Consider the following 13,992-nt stretch of genomic DNA (forward strand, 5'->3'; position numbering starts at 1 on the left):
ATGGACACCCAGCACGACGGGGTGACGGTCGCCCGGGGCGGCCGGCGCACCTGCCTGCCAGGAGGTGCCTCGACCATGACCACGACGACAACGACGGCGACCGATCCTGCGGGTGAGGACTACACCAGCGGCGAGGGCCTGCGCGCCCTGCTGAACCGGCTCCACCCCGCCGGCCCCGGGGCGTGGGAGCACGACCCGGTAGCCGCCGAGCTGATGACCTATGCGGCGCAGAAGTACACGCCGCTGGCGCGCAAGCACGGCCTGGACCCGTGGGAGGCCGCGTCGGCGGCGTTCGACGTGATGCGCACCCGCGCCGCCCGCGAGGCCGACGACCCTTGGGGCGTCGTGACTCATGCGGTGCGGATCACTTGCATTGCCGAAGAGCGTGGCCAAGGGTTGCTGTGCTCGGTGCATCAGGCGAGGCGTCCGCACGTCTCCTGCTTCCACGACCCCGAACGGCTCTCTGAACGCGAGAACACACTGTCGGACTACCACCCGGCGTTCCATGTCACCGACCCTGACCACGACGACGTGGTGGATGCGGATGCCGGTGAGCCGGCGTCGGTCACCGGCGCTGTGGAAGACGCGATCTTGTTGTTCATGCTGCTGGGCTGGCCCGAGGGCACCGCCCGCCCAGCGATCGAGCACGTCTGCGAAGCCCTCGGCCGGATCGGGTCACGCACCGGCACCTATGAGGCGTTGCGCCGCGACCGGCACGCCCGCGCCCTGCTCGATGTGCCCGCCGCCTCGTGGACGGTACTGCTGCGGGTACTGCTGGGCCGCACCACCCCCGGCTACGGGGCGACCGGCGAAGGACGCGGCATCCTGCTGCGGCTGCTGATCGGCGAGGGCCTGCCCGTTCTGCTGGGCGATGACGGACTCGTGGCCACCATCAGCCACGCTGCGCCTCACACCCGACGTAGGAGTGCGTGATGAGCGCGGCGACGGGACACATCGAACTCGACCGGACCGTCGAGTCGATCCAGGTCGGCCGCCGGCACCGCCAAGACCTCGGGGACCTCGACGCCCTCGCCGCCTCGATCGAGCGCGACGGGCTGCTGCAACCCATCACCATCACCCCAGACGGGCTGCTGGTGTGCGGGGTGCGGCGACTCGCTGCGATCAGACAGCTCGGCTGGCGCACCGTCAGCGTATGGGTGCGATCGTCCATCTCGGACAGGTTGGGCCACCTGCTGGCCGAGCAGGACGACAACCAGCTCCACAAGACCCTCTCCCCGTTGGAAGCCGCCGGTCTCTACCGCGAAATCAAGGAACTCATGGCCGAGGACGCCGCCCGCCGCGATCAGGCGACGCAGTTCTCGTCCGAGAATCAGCCCCGCTGGAACGGGGGTGGAAGCTTTCCACCCCCGTTGACCCCGCCGGGCAAGGTCCGCGAGCAGGCCGCCGCGATGATCCCCGGCGCCCCGTCGTACAAGACGATGGACAAGATCGGTTACCTGCAACACCTCGCCACCGACCCCGACGCTCCTGACCCGTTGCGCGCTGAGGCGCAGGCGGGGTTGGTGAAGATCGAGGCCGGCGGGCCGGTCGATCCGGTGTATCAGCGCATCCGCGACATCCACCGAGCCAGCGACGACGCTCATCTGCACGACCTGGCCGAACAGGCCCTCGCCCGCGTGGACGCCGAGGCGAAGAAGGGCAAGAAGAAGCCGAAGAAGCCCCAGCCTGTTGCGCCGGTGGTGCCGGACGCCCGGTATGCGGTGCGGGCGTTCGTGCTGACCTGGACCGAACTCGATTCGTGGTGGCTGCACTACGACCTGGACGAGCTCGCCGCCCAGCTCACCGACGAGCAAGCCGAAGCGTTCTACGCGACCGCCGAAGGCACCCGCCAGTTCGCCACCGACCTCCACGCAGCACGGCAACAAGAGTCAAAGGTTCCGCGCCTACGCGCCCTCTGACCTCTTGCGCCGGGATCGTGGTCGGTCGGGGTGCACCTGACGGGCATGAAGACTTCTCCCTCTCCATCGTTTCCGCATGGCCGCCTGATCGCGCTGATCGCCGCCGGCCTCGTATTGCTGATCCTCGCCGGGGTCGGCATGTACGGCCTCATCCTCGGCCCGCGCACCACCAACACCCGAACACCCGACCCCGCGCCGTCACCGTCTCACACGCTCACACCGCCCGGACCATCGTCGCCACGGCTGCCGGTCATGCCGCGGTCGGCGGACCCCGAGACGTTCGCCCGCAACGCAGCGGAGGCGATCTTCGCGTGGGACACCACCAGCGGTCTGATGCCACTGGACTACACGGCCGCGATCCTTGATGTCGGTGACCCGTCCGGCACCGAGCAGGCGGGTCTCGCCTCCGACCTGGCGATGTATCTGCCGACGCGGGAGGCGTGGATCGAGCTGCGCAAGCACGAGACGCGCCAACACCTCGTCATCGACCGCGCGGTGATCCCCGAGGCGTGGGCCGATGCCGTGGCGCAGGCGCAACCCGGTCAGATCGCGTCCGGGACGGCCGCGTACACGATCGAGGGCACCCGGCACCGCGACGGCCTCTGGAACGGCGACCCCGTGTCCAGCGAGCACGCGGTGTCGTTCACCGCGTTCATCGTCTGCGCCCCGACCCATCCGACCTGTCACCTGTTACGTCTGTCCCAGCTCGACAACCCGCTGCGATGAGGACGGGCCTGTCGTGTTCAAGAAGTTCGCTGTCCTCGCGCTCGCCGCGCTGTTCTTCGGCCCCGCGATGCTGCTGCTGGCGATCGGGGTGCTGATGAACCCCGCCGCCATCGCCGCCTGCACCACCACCGGCACACTCTCGGTCGGCAACGTCCCTGACAGCCTCCAGGTGACCACCTCGGACGGCTACACCTTCACCCTGAACAAGCGGCAGCTCACCCATGCCGCGACGATCATCACGGTCGGCGGTCGGATCGACGGCGTGGGCCGGCCTGGGGTGAAGGTCGCGCTGATGGCGGCACTCACTGAGTCCACGCTGCGGATGCTCAGCAACACCAGCGCCTACCCCGAGTCCGCGAACTATCCCAACGATGGCAACGGCGGCGACCACGACTCGCTCGGCCTGTTCCAGATGCGACCCGCCGCCGGGTGGGGCACCGTCGCAGAGTTGATGGACCCGAACTACCAAGCCGCCGCGTTCTTCGGCGGCCCGGACGGCCCCAACTATCCGAGCCCGCGCGGCCTGCTCGACATTCCCGGCTGGGAACGGATGGACCCCGGGGAGGCTGCCCAGGCGGTCGAGGTCAGTGCGTTCCCGGACAGGTATCGCAACTACGCGCCGGTCGCTGATGCGATCCTCGACACTCTCACCCGCACCGGCGGGCGGGGCGGCCCCGTCATTGGTGTGGCGGAGTCGTCGCGGGTGGTGTTCCCGCTGCCGGAGGGAACGTGGGTCAAGACCGACGACTTCGGGCCGCGTATCCACCCGATTACTGGTGAGCCCTCGGTTCATACCGGACTCGACCTCGGCGCGGCCGATGGCACCCCGATCCTCGCCGCCGCAGACGGCACCGTCACTGTCGCGGAGTACAGCGGTGGCTATGGCGGCCTGATCGTCATCGAGCACACCATCGACGGCCAGACCGTGGCGACCGCGTACGCGCATATGTGGCAGAGCGGCATCCACGTCCAGGTCGGAGACCGGGTGCGGGCCGGGCAGCACATCGGCGATGTCGGCAGCTCGGGCATGTCCACGGGCGCGCATCTGCACTTCGAGGTCCGCCCCGGCGGCACCAACGCTGAAGTGATCGACCCAGCCGGGTGGCTCAACGCCCACGGCGCCGCGAACCTCCCCGAACCCGCCGGCGGGCTGGGCAGCGGTTGTCAGGGCAGGAGTGCGGGTGCGCCGTCGCCGCTCACGGGCGACCCGGACCAGATGGTGGACGACCCGACCAGTGGCGGGCAGATCACTGCCCGGCTCGCGCACCTCATGGCCCAGACCAAGGCCGCGTTCCCGGACACCGGGTGGGGCTGCTACTCGCCGAGGCCGGGCACGAAGTCCGAGCATCCGCTGGGGAGGGCGTGTGACATCACCTTCGGCAACGCCATCGGTCACTACCCGACGCCGGCGCAGTTGGAGGCCGGCTGGCAGGTGACGAACTGGATGAAGGACAACGCCGAACTGCTCGGCGTCGAGTACCTGATCTGGCAAGGCAAAATCTGGTCGCTCGCCCGCGACGACCAAGGCTGGCGACCGTACAACGGCGGCGGGATGCACGATCCCGGCAACGTCACCGGAGGCCATTTTGACCACCTGCACGTCACGGTGAAAGCAGGTGCGTGATGAACGTATTTCCCGACTTCGACGGCCTGGCCGGGATCGGCGATCTGAAACAGGTCGTCGGCGCGCTGTTCATGTTCGTGCTCATCATCGCCGTACTCATGCTGATCGTCTCAGCGGTCTGCTGGGCGATCGCCGCCGCGCACGGCAACTACTCCGCCGCCGCCAAGGGCAGGGTGGGCGTGCTCGTCGCACTCGGCGCTGCGGTGCTCGCCGGCGGCGGAGTGGCGTGGATGAACTGGCTCATCGCTCTCGGCCAACGACTCTGACCCCTGACCTCCTGGCCCGCCCCTTTCGGGGGCGGGCCTTCCGCCTCTCCGGGCGCTGGTGGGCGGGGTGCACCTGTGGGCAGAAGCAACCCTCAGCGTGAATGGAGAACCGTCGTGATCGACATCGACCCCAATGGCACCGGCCTTCCCGGTATCGAACAGCTCCGCACCATCGTCGGTGCCGTGATGACGGTGGGCCTGATCCTGGCCGTCCTCGCCCTGATCGTCTCAGCGGTCGTGTGGGCCTACGGCGCCAACTCCAGCAACCCGCACCTCGCCGGGCGGGGGAAGATCGGCGTCCTCGTGTCCTGCGGTGCGGCGATCATCTGCGGCGCGAGCGTCGCACTCGTGAACTTCTTCTGGGGCGTCGGTCAAGCCGTCTGATTCGCAACGTCCGCGAGGAAGGTAGGTCTTTGTCATGGGCATTTGCGATGTCCCGGTGATTTCCACCGTCTGCGACGTGGCCGGCGAAGCCGCCGCCACGCTGGTGTCGGCCCCGTTCGACTGGCTCGCCAGCGCGATGGGCGGCGCGGCAGGATGGCTGTTCGAGGCCGTCTGGTCGGTCTTCGACACCACCACGCTGGTGGACGTGCAGCGGCCCGGCTTCGTGTCGGTGTTCAATCTCGTGTTCGGCATCGCCGTGTTCGTGATGCTGCTGTTCTTCGCCTTGCAGCTCATCACCGGCATGATCCGCCGCGACCCCACCGCTCTCACCAGGGCGGCGCTCGGCCTCGGCAAGTCCGTGCTCGGCTCCTTCGTGGTCATCACCTTGACCGCGCTGCTGCTGGAAATCACCGACCAGCTCTGCGTCGGCATCATCCAAGCCGCCGGCGAAACCACCGAGACGATGGGCGACAAGATCGCCGCCCTCGTCCTGGCCCTGTCCGGCCTGTCCATCGCCGCACCCGGTGTTGGAGCGATCATCATGATCTTCCTCGCCGGCCTGGCGATCGCATCAGCGGCGATCGTGTGGCTGTCGCTGCTGATCCGCAAGTCGCTGCTGTTGGTCGCGGTCGCGCTCGCCCCATTGGCATTCTCTGGGTCGTCGTGGGACGCGGCACGCGGCTGGGTCGGCAAGTGGGGTATGTTCGTCATCGCCTTGATCTTGTCCAAGCTCGTGCTGGTCGTGATCTTCCTCGTCGCGATCACCCAGGTCGCCGCACCGATCGACCTCGACCTGGCCTCGGTATCCGATCCGCTATCCGGGATCGTGCTCATGGCCTTGGCGGGGTTCGCCCCGTATCTGACGTATCGGTTCCTCGCGTTCGTCGGCACCGACTACTACGGCCAGGCCGGCGCCGAGGACGACGCCAAGCGGGCACTGAACCGGCCCATCCCCGTTCCCTCCAAGCCGTCCGGCGACGGACCGAAGAAGGTACTCGACGGCCAAACCAACGGCGGCATAGGGGGAGGTGCCGGTGCACCACCGAAGCCCACCCCGACCGCGGGAAGTGGCGGCGGCGCAAGTGCTGCCGGTGCAGGAGCTGGCGCGGGCGGAAGTGCCGGAGCTGGAGCCAGCGCGGGCGCCGGAGCCGGGGCGGGCGCTGCGGCTGCGGGTCCGGCGGCTGCGGTCGTGGTCGGTGCGCAGGTGGTGAAGAGTGCCGCCACGGCGGGGCCGAAGGCCGGGACGATGCTGGCGGGTGACGCCGAGACGACCGCCGCCGGGGCCGGGCAGGCCAGCGCACCGCCACCGCCCTCGACACCTGCGCCGACCGCTCCACCGAGCCCGCGCCCGGCAACCCCGACCCCACCCAAGCCGACGAAGGAGTGACCGATGGCCAGCCACGCGAAAGAGACCGCTGCGCCGGGCGAGCTGGTGCCGGTGAAGTTCAGCCGCCTCACCCGCCGGGGCGTCCTGTTGGGGTTGTCGGTCGCTCAACTCGTCACCCTCGGCATCGGCGGCCTCACCCTGATCGGCGCGTTCTACGCCGGCGGCGGGATGCTGCTCGCCTACACCGCCCCCGTCTGGGTGCTCTGCGCGGCATTGACCTGGATACCTGTCGGCGGGCGTCCGGTCGTGGAGTGGCTGCCGGTCACGTTCTGGTGGCTGTGGCGGGTCACGGGCGGGCAGTTACTCTACCGCCGCCGCATCGTCCGGCCTCGTCCCGCCGGTACCCTCGCGTTGCCCGGCGACATGGCGAGGCTCCGCGAGTACGCCGACCCAGAGACTGGGGCGTGCATGATCCACGACCCCCACGCCGCCACCCTCACGGTGGTATGCGAGGTGACGCACCCCGCCTTCGTGCTCCTCGATCCGGGCGAGCAGGAGCGCCGTGTCACGACCTGGGGCCGTGCGCTGGCGACGGTGTGCCGTTCCGGGAGGATCGCGACCCTGCAAGTCCTCGAACGCACCCTGCCCGACTCGGGCACAGGGCTGGCGGAGTGGTGGACCGCGCACGGCACCCCGGACGGCTCGTGGGCCGCCGACACCTACGCCGAGCTGATCGAGCGTGCCGGCCCTGCCGGGGAACGGCACGCCACCACCATCAGCCTGTCGCTGGACATGAAGGCCGCCGCCCGGCAGATCAGGACCGCCGGTGGCGGCATCAAGGGCGCCGCCGGAGTGCTGCGGCAGGAGATGTCCACGCTGGTATCCGCGTTGCGGTCGTCCGACCTCGCCCCGTCCGGCTGGCTCGACGCCGGTCAGATCGCCGTCATCCTCCGCTCCGCCTACGACCCGGCGGTCGCCTCCGCGTTGGAGCGGCACGGGCAGATCGGCCGCGACCTCGCCACCGCCGGCCCGGTCGCAGTCACCGAAACTTGGGGCAACCTGCGCACCGACTCCGCCCACCACGCCGTGCTCTGGGTCTCCGAGTGGCCGCGAAGCCTTGTCTATCCCGGCTTCGCCGCTCCGATCCTGCTCTCCACCGGCATTCAGCGGGCCGTTTCACTGATCTATACGCCGATGCGCTCCGACCAGGCCGCCCGCGACATCCGCCGCAAGAAGGTCGAATACATCTCGGATGCCGCACAGCGTGCCCGTCTCGGGCAGATCGAGGATGCCTCCCAATCAGCGGAGTTCCAAGACGTGCTGCAACAGGAAGCCGACCTCACCGCCGGGCACGGTGTCTTGCGCGTGACCGGCCTCATCAGCGTGTCGGCACCGAGCATCGACGACCTCGAAGCCGCCGTCGCCGCGATCACCCAAGCCGCCATCCAAAGCTCCTGCGAGACGAGACGACTCGTTGGCCAGCAAGCCGCCGGTTTCACCGCTGCTGCTCTGCCGTTGTGCCGCACCGTCTGACCTCTCGCCGGGCGTGGGTGGTGCACCTGGTGGGTGTCTGAACCCCGCTGAAGGAGGCCCGTTATGCCCACCTACGAGAACCCCGTCACCGATGCCGCGGAAGCCTACGAAGCGTTGCGGGGGTTGGCCCACGCGACCCGGGACTGGGACGAGCCCGCTGACACCTACCGCGTCATCGGCGAGGTCGTCGCCGGCATCCGGTGCCTGGGGCAAGTCCTCGACCAGCTCGCCGGTGTCCACCTGCGCCACCAAGACGGGGTGAGCACCGACGACGGCAACCGGGCGACCGGGGCTGTTGCGGCCCTGAGCGCGGCTGATGGGTTTCATCAGGCTGCGGTGCTGCTGGATCAGGCGCACGATCAGCTCAGTGCCGCGTTCGTCCAGTCCGGCAAGATCGTCTGGCACCCCCAACCCGCCGCCGATGTCGAGCGGTGGATCAGTGTGGTGTTCTTGCAGGGTGATGAGGCCGACCGGCCGCTGCGCATCCTCGGGGAACTGGGGCACGTCGACGCGGTGGACTTCCTCGCCCAGTGGGACTACGGCGACGAGACCACCGACGCGGCGATGGAGAACGGATACGTCTACGACGAACCCCCGGCCGGCCCGTACGACAAGGTGATGCACTCCGGCGACTACGCCCTGGTCGTCAACGCCCAGTTCGGCCACGTCTCCCTGCTCCGCCGCCACACCGTGCCCGAACCCGAAGAGGCTGAGACGCCTGGGCCGGTACAAGACGGGCCGGAACTGCTGGTGTCGTACTCGTCACCGAACGCGCCGAAACCAGCGGTCGCGCCCCGGCAGGCGCAGGGGCCGTGGTTCGAGCCGGCAGCGATCACGACGCTCAAGCAGAGCGGCAGGCTCTCGCTCTGAGCCCGCCGGTGCCCCGGGGTGCACCTGCCAGGCATGAACACCACAGACCCCACGCCGCGCATATCCCGGCAGACCGGCACGCTCACTCTGGCCGTCTGGCCCGAGAGCCCGGTCGGTGAACATCAGCGGTATGGCTACCGCCTGGAAGATGCAGAAACGGGGCAGAGCCTCGAAGGCCGGGACCTGTTCACCGGCGCCGGTGCCCCCGTCGCGCCCGAGCGCGCGCTGCGCGACCTCGCCGGATATCTCGCCGCCGCCGGTGAATCCCGGCAGCACGCCATCGACCACCCCGGCCACAGCGTCGAGCACGCCGGCCTGTTCCCTGAGTGGGCGGCCGAGGCCGCACGGCAGAACGCCGACGAGCTTGCCCTCCTCAGCGAGACGCCACCGCCGCGCCCGGAACCGGACCCGTCCTGGTTCGATCGCTCCGCGACCAGTTCGGACGCTCGCTCGCGGGGGTGGTCGCTGTGAACGAGCGGGAGAAGCTGCACACCTCGGTGCTCGTCGCTCCCGCGTCGGAGCGGCGCAAGTACCGCAAGCAGCGCCGGCAGGCTGCCGCCAGGCTCGTCGCCGAGCAACGCCGCGTCGAGGTCGAAGCCGCCAAGGCGAAGGCCGAGGCTGAGCGGGCGGAGCGGCGGGCCACGACGTATCTGCCGAAGTCCGGCGAACCCGGCCCGGCGGCGCTCAGGACACCGGGCAGGTTCCGGCTTCCGCGCCATCAGGACACCAGTGCCGTGCTGGCGGCGCAGTATCCGTTCCTCGCCGAAGGCGGCCTGGGCAGCCAGGGCGTGTTCGTTGGGCAGGACATGTACTCCGGCGGGAGCTTCGTCTATGACCCGTGGGAGTTGTACCGGCGGGGTGTCATCACCGCGCCGAACATGATCCTCGCCGGGATCGTCGGCTCCGGGAAGTCCAGCCTCGCGAAGTCGCTCTACACCCGGTCACTGCCATTCGGTCGCAGGGTCTATGTCCCGTGCGACCCCAAGGGTGAGCACACCGCCGTCGCGGAAGCGGTCGGCGGAAAGGCCATCGTTCTCGGCCACGGGCTGCGCACCCGGTTGAACCCGCTCGATGAGGGCCACCGGCCCTCGGGTCTGTCGGATCGGGAATGGGCGTCCACGTTGGCATCGCGGCGTCGTGAGCTGCTGGGCGCGCTCGCGGAGACCGTGCTCGGGCGGGGTCTGTCGCCGTTGGAGCACACCGCCATCGACACCGCCCTCACGGCGGCGGTGCGAGATGCGGAGGTGCCGATCCTGCCGATGGTCGTTGACCGTCTACTCACCCCAGCACCCGACGTTGACGAGGACGGGCGGCTGGCGGAAGACGGCCGGCTCGTCGCTCACGCGCTGCGCCGCCTCGTTGGCGGCGACCTGGCCGGCCTGTTCGATGGCCCCTCGACTGTGCGGTTCGACCCGTCATTGCCGATGGTGAGCCTCGACCTGAGCCGGGTCGCGGAGAACGCCGCCCTGCTGAGCGTGTTGATGACTTGCGCGTCGGCGTGGATGGAAGCGGCGCTGATGGACCCCGATGGCGGGAAACGCTGGATGATCTATGACGAAGCCTGGCGACTCATGGCCCACCCCGCACTGCTGCGCCGGATGGATGCGCAATGGAGGCTCGCCCGCCACTACGGGCTGGCGAACATGCTCGTCTTCCACAAGCTCTCCGACCTCGACAACGTGGGCGATCAGGGCTCGGCCATGCGCTCGTTGGCGAACAGCCTGCTCGCCAACGCCGAGACGCGCGTGATCTACCGGCAAGAGTCCGACCAGCTCTCCCTCACCGCCAAGACTCTCGGCCTGACCGGCACCGAACAGCACCTCCTGCCCGGACTCGGCACCGGGCAAGGGCTGTGGAGGATCAAAGAACGCTCCTTCGTCGTCCAACATCAGATGCACCCCGATGAGTTGGCCTTGTTCGACACCACCACCCGGATGATCTAGGGATGTCGGATGCTCGTGTGATGCTGGAGCGGTGATCGAGAGAGCAATCAACTTCGAGCGGCCCCGCCGAATGCGTTGTGGATCATGTCGCCATGAATGGCTCGTGACCGCTCAGTGGCTTGACCGCTTCAACCAGGCTCGTGAAGTCTGTCCTGTCTGCGGCACTGATTGCCAAGGTGAAGACCGCCCGGACTTCTGCGCGGACCCTCAAGACCCCGCGCAAGAAGACTCGGCCGTGCGGGAGTTCTACTGGTATCACTCATCCACCCACGAGAACTGGCCAGACCGGCAGTTCGGCCCGGCGGCACGGTTGACTGATGTGACCAAGCGCCGCATGGAAGCGATGGGCTCTGGAGTTGGAGCCTGGGCGAGCCGGCAGAAGACCAAGGCGCTCCACGTCGGCACCTACGAGGCGGCGATCGAGAACATGCTCCGGCGCATGGACGACCAAGGCAGCTCTGACGACCAGTTCTACCTCTACCGCCTACAGCTCGATCCCAACTGCGTGATCGAACCGGGCGTACACAAGGAGCCCACAAACTTCGTGGGCGACGCTTACCTGGCCGAAGTGTGCGCTCCCGGCACCAATGTGTTCAGGTACGTGAACGTTCATGAGGACGCGTCAAGCGTCTCCCTGGCCATCGAACCAGATGCAGTACGAGCCGTTCAAGGGATTCCGATACCCCTTGCCGTCGATGCGACTGACCCGTGGGTGACGGACGCGACTGCGCGGTTGTCGGAGGCCACGTCCAAGCCTGCGCCAAGGCCGAAGGGGAAACTCCAGCGGTATCGGCTCAGGGAGGTCTCGGCACTGGCGACGGAGGCGCGCAGGCTCGAATCAGAGATTGCCACCGGATTGCCGCTGGCATTGAGGGAGCGATTCACGGTCGGATTCGATGAGGCCGGCTTCAATGCGGCCCCCGCCGTGTTCCCCTCAAAACTTGTTGGGCTGGCCCGACTCGTTACCGACCCACGAGCCATACTTGATTCGCTCGATGCTCAGCCGTGGCGTCGACCAGCCATCGAAGGTGAAGCCGTCTTCTCTCGATAGCTCCTGACCGGTGGGCGTGCACCTGCCGGGCATGAAGCGAACTGAACCCGATCCCACGCCTGTCGCGCTCCCGACCGTCCTGCTGATCGTCCACGACGACGGCACGCTGACCGCAACTCTCGACGGCGCACCGCTCACCCCGCCGGAGTCGGCGCCGCCGTGGCGGCGTGAGTCGTTCCCGCAGATCATCGACCAGGCCAGCAACGACCGCACCCGCCCGATCCGCGTCGAGGTCCGCGAAGCAGACGGCTCGGTGTTCACCGACCTCATCACTGCACGGCCTCGCCGCGCCCTCCCTGAACCGGAGCAGACGGTCGAGGTGAAGCCCACGCCGTCCCTGCCGGTGTTCCATCAGGTCGAGGGCGACGGGTTCGTGCCTGGTGAGGATGTCGCGGTCGCGATCATCACCGGCCACACCGATGCCGCACACACCGGCACCGCCCGCGCCCTCATCGACCCCACCAACCTGTTCCAGGAGCAGACGACAGGGCGATTCGAGGTGCTGCTGCTCGGACGTATCTCGGGCGCCACGGTGATCCGGCGGCTGCCATGACCGGCGAAGGCCGGCAGACCGGATCGTTCGGGGACGAGCTGACCAACGCCGCCATGATCGGCCTGGTCGCCCTCTTCGGAGTCGCGCTCGTCCTCCGCGCCGCCGGCACGATCACCGCCTGGCTCACCGGCACCCCTCACCCCGAAGGCGGACTCGCGGCCGGAGCTGGGGTGCTGGTACATCCCGGCGACCCCGGCACCGCGCTCGACGCGGATGGTTTGAACCCGGTCGTCTACTGGGTCGTGACCGGAGCCATGCTCACGCTCCTCATAGCACTCGTGGTGTTCGTGTGGGTGCGGGTGCGTCGCTTCACGCACCGGGCCGAGCAAGACCCGCGCCGGATGGCCGGGATCGCGACCCGCCACGAAGTCGCCACCGCGGCAGCGGAGAAGGCGCTACTGCGACGCGCCGGGAACCTCCGCCCCGGCCTGAGCGACCCGAAACCAACCGATGTCGGGTACCGGCTCGGTTCCTCGAAGGGCGTGGGGGTGTGGGCATCGGTGGAGGACTCGATCATGGTCATCGGCCCGCCTCGCTCCGGCAAGGGCCTGCACCTGGTGATCCCGACGATCCTCGACGCACCCGGCGCCGTCGTCGTCACCAGCACCCGGCCCGACAACCTGACCGCGACCATGCGCGCCCGCCGCCGGATCGGTCCCGTGGCGATCTTCGACCCTCAGCACTTGGCCGAGGGTCTGCCCGCCGGGCTGCGCTGGTCACCGATCCGGGGCTGCGAGTCGCCACAGACCGCGATGATCCGGGCCACTGGCCTCGCGGCCGGCACCGGCCTGTCGGCGGGCGGCGTTGATTCCGGCGGGTTCTGGGAGGGCAAGACCCGCGCCGCGTTGCAGGCGCTCCTACACGCGGCGGCGATCGACAACCGGCCACCCGCCGAACTGTTCCGCTGGACCCTCGACCCCATCGCCGCCGCGGATGCGGTGGCAATTCTGACCGGCTCCACTCGCGCCGCAACCGGATGGGCCGAGTCCTTGGAGGCGATGATCGACTCCGACCCCCGCACCCGCGACTCCATCTGGCAAGGTGTGTCCCTCGCTCTTGGGTCGCTGGCTGATCCGCGCGTCCTCGACGCCGTATCGCCAGCCGAGGGAGAAGGGTTCGACCCCGAAGCGTTCATCCGCGATCGCGGCACCCTGTTCCTGTTGGCGACCGGCTCGGGTGCCGGAGCATCTGCGGCGCTGGTGGCTGCGTTGGTGGAAGACCTCATCGAGACTGCCCGCCGTCTCGCCGCACGCTCACCCGGTGCCCGGCTCGATCCGCCGATGCTGCTGGCGCTGGACGAGATAGCCAACCTCTCACCCCTGCCGTCGCTGCCGACGCTGATGGCTGAAGGCGGTGGGTCGGGGATCACGACCATGCCCGTCTTGCAGTCGCTCGCGCAAGCGCGAGACAAGTGGAACGAGCACCAAGCCAACGCGATCTGGGACGCGAGCATCGTGAAAGTCATCCTTGGTGGCGCGTCGAACTCCCGCGACCTGCAAGACCTGAGTGCCTTGGTCGGGGAACGCGACGAGTACACCGACTCGGTGACGCTAGGCGATCACGGCACCCGCTCCAACCAGCGATCTGTGCGCCGCGTCCCGATCTTCCCACCCGACCGCATCCGCCGACTGCCGTTCGGCACCGGGGTCGTGCTGCTGCGCTCCGCACCACCCATCGTCGCCGACCTGCACCCGTGGCCCAGCCGCTCAGAGGCCGGGCAGCTCGCCAGTGATCGCAAGGAGATCGAAGCACTCCTGCGTCGCACTGAGAACTGACCAGGAGGCGATCGCGCACCT

The 13,992-nt window shown here is 68.8% G+C and carries 14 protein-coding genes; all 14 read left to right on the top strand.

All coding sequences use genetic code 11. The annotated features are described in order from the left end of the window. Positions 1-933, top strand: a complete 933-nt coding sequence (locus QM721_RS13755; RefSeq protein WP_415122945.1) for a hypothetical protein — start codon at positions 1-3, stop codon at positions 931-933. Then, positions 933-1,919, top strand: coding sequence for a ParB N-terminal domain-containing protein (locus tag QM721_RS13760; RefSeq protein WP_415122947.1), 987 nt, complete (start codon positions 933-935; stop codon positions 1,917-1,919). The genes QM721_RS13755 and QM721_RS13760 overlap by 1 nt, the downstream gene beginning before the upstream one ends. 30 nt (positions 1,920-1,949) lie before the next feature. Continuing rightward, a complete protein-coding gene (locus tag QM721_RS13765) occupies positions 1,950-2,645 on the top strand; it encodes a hypothetical protein (RefSeq protein WP_415122949.1) in 696 nt (231 codons plus the stop codon). 13 nt (positions 2,646-2,658) lie between these two features. Then, positions 2,659-4,269, top strand: a complete 1,611-nt coding sequence (locus tag QM721_RS13770) for a M23 family metallopeptidase (RefSeq protein ID WP_415122951.1) — start codon at positions 2,659-2,661, stop codon at positions 4,267-4,269. Next, complete coding sequence (locus QM721_RS13775) at positions 4,269-4,535, top strand: DUF6112 family protein (RefSeq protein WP_415122953.1); 267 nt, start codon at positions 4,269-4,271, stop codon at positions 4,533-4,535. The genes QM721_RS13770 and QM721_RS13775 overlap by 1 nt, the downstream gene beginning before the upstream one ends. A gap of 114 nt (positions 4,536-4,649) precedes the next feature. Then, positions 4,650-4,919 carry a DUF6112 family protein gene (locus QM721_RS13780; protein WP_342373025.1) on the top strand — a complete coding sequence of 90 codons (270 nt, stop codon included), beginning with the start codon at positions 4,650-4,652 and terminating at the stop codon, positions 4,917-4,919. A 55-nt stretch (positions 4,920-4,974) separates the two neighbouring features. Further along, positions 4,975-6,306 (top strand): conjugal transfer protein TrbL, encoded by a 1,332-nt coding sequence (locus QM721_RS13785; protein ID WP_415122955.1) that lies wholly within the window; start codon positions 4,975-4,977, stop codon positions 6,304-6,306. A gap of 3 nt (positions 6,307-6,309) precedes the next feature. After that, complete coding sequence (locus QM721_RS13790; RefSeq protein WP_415122957.1) at positions 6,310-7,779, top strand: SCO6880 family protein; 1,470 nt, start codon at positions 6,310-6,312, stop codon at positions 7,777-7,779. Positions 7,780-7,842: 63 nt separating this feature from the next. Continuing rightward, positions 7,843-8,649 (top strand): hypothetical protein, encoded by an 807-nt coding sequence (locus tag QM721_RS13795; RefSeq protein ID WP_415122959.1) that lies wholly within the window; start codon positions 7,843-7,845, stop codon positions 8,647-8,649. 33 nt (positions 8,650-8,682) lie between these two features. Further along, positions 8,683-9,120: a hypothetical protein gene (locus tag QM721_RS13800; RefSeq protein WP_415122961.1), complete on the top strand. Its 438-nt coding sequence runs from the start codon at positions 8,683-8,685 to the stop codon at positions 9,118-9,120. After that, the gene (locus QM721_RS13805) at positions 9,117-10,592 is read left to right on the top strand and encodes a VirB4 family type IV secretion system protein (protein WP_415122963.1); all 1,476 of its coding nucleotides are present in this window, start codon (positions 9,117-9,119) and stop codon (positions 10,590-10,592) included. The genes QM721_RS13800 and QM721_RS13805 overlap by 4 nt, the downstream gene beginning before the upstream one ends. A 103-nt stretch (positions 10,593-10,695) precedes the next feature. Next, positions 10,696-11,643, top strand: coding sequence for a hypothetical protein (locus QM721_RS13810; RefSeq protein ID WP_415122965.1), 948 nt, complete (start codon positions 10,696-10,698; stop codon positions 11,641-11,643). A gap of 31 nt (positions 11,644-11,674) precedes the next feature. Continuing rightward, complete coding sequence (locus QM721_RS13815; protein ID WP_415122967.1) at positions 11,675-12,196, top strand: hypothetical protein; 522 nt, start codon at positions 11,675-11,677, stop codon at positions 12,194-12,196. Beyond that, entirely contained in the window at positions 12,193-13,971 is a 1,779-nt protein-coding gene (locus tag QM721_RS13820; protein WP_415122969.1) for a type IV secretory system conjugative DNA transfer family protein, read from the top strand. The genes QM721_RS13815 and QM721_RS13820 overlap by 4 nt, the downstream gene beginning before the upstream one ends. The last annotated feature ends 21 nt before the right edge of the window (positions 13,972-13,992 follow it).

The sequence above is a fragment of the Micropruina sp. genome (genome assembly GCF_047602085.1).
Taxonomy (GTDB): Bacteria; Actinomycetota; Actinomycetes; order Propionibacteriales; family Propionibacteriaceae; genus Micropruina.

Bases quoted from the DNA above. Each gene is read 5' to 3' on its own strand.
- QM721_RS13820 (WP_415122969.1), top strand. From the start codon at position 12,193: ATGACCGGCGAAGGCCGGCAGACCGGATCGTTCGGGGACGAGCTGACC.
- QM721_RS13775 (WP_415122953.1), top strand. From the start codon at position 4,269: ATGAACGTATTTCCCGACTTCGACGGCCTGGCCGGGATCGGCGATCTG.
- QM721_RS13760 (WP_415122947.1), top strand. From the start codon at position 933: ATGAGCGCGGCGACGGGACACATCGAACTCGACCGGACCGTCGAGTCG.
- QM721_RS13800 (WP_415122961.1), top strand. From the start codon at position 8,683: ATGAACACCACAGACCCCACGCCGCGCATATCCCGGCAGACCGGCACG.
- QM721_RS13755 (WP_415122945.1), top strand. From the start codon at position 1: ATGGACACCCAGCACGACGGGGTGACGGTCGCCCGGGGCGGCCGGCGC.
- QM721_RS13815 (WP_415122967.1), top strand. From the start codon at position 11,675: ATGAAGCGAACTGAACCCGATCCCACGCCTGTCGCGCTCCCGACCGTC.
- QM721_RS13795 (WP_415122959.1), top strand. From the start codon at position 7,843: ATGCCCACCTACGAGAACCCCGTCACCGATGCCGCGGAAGCCTACGAA.
- QM721_RS13790 (WP_415122957.1), top strand. From the start codon at position 6,310: ATGGCCAGCCACGCGAAAGAGACCGCTGCGCCGGGCGAGCTGGTGCCG.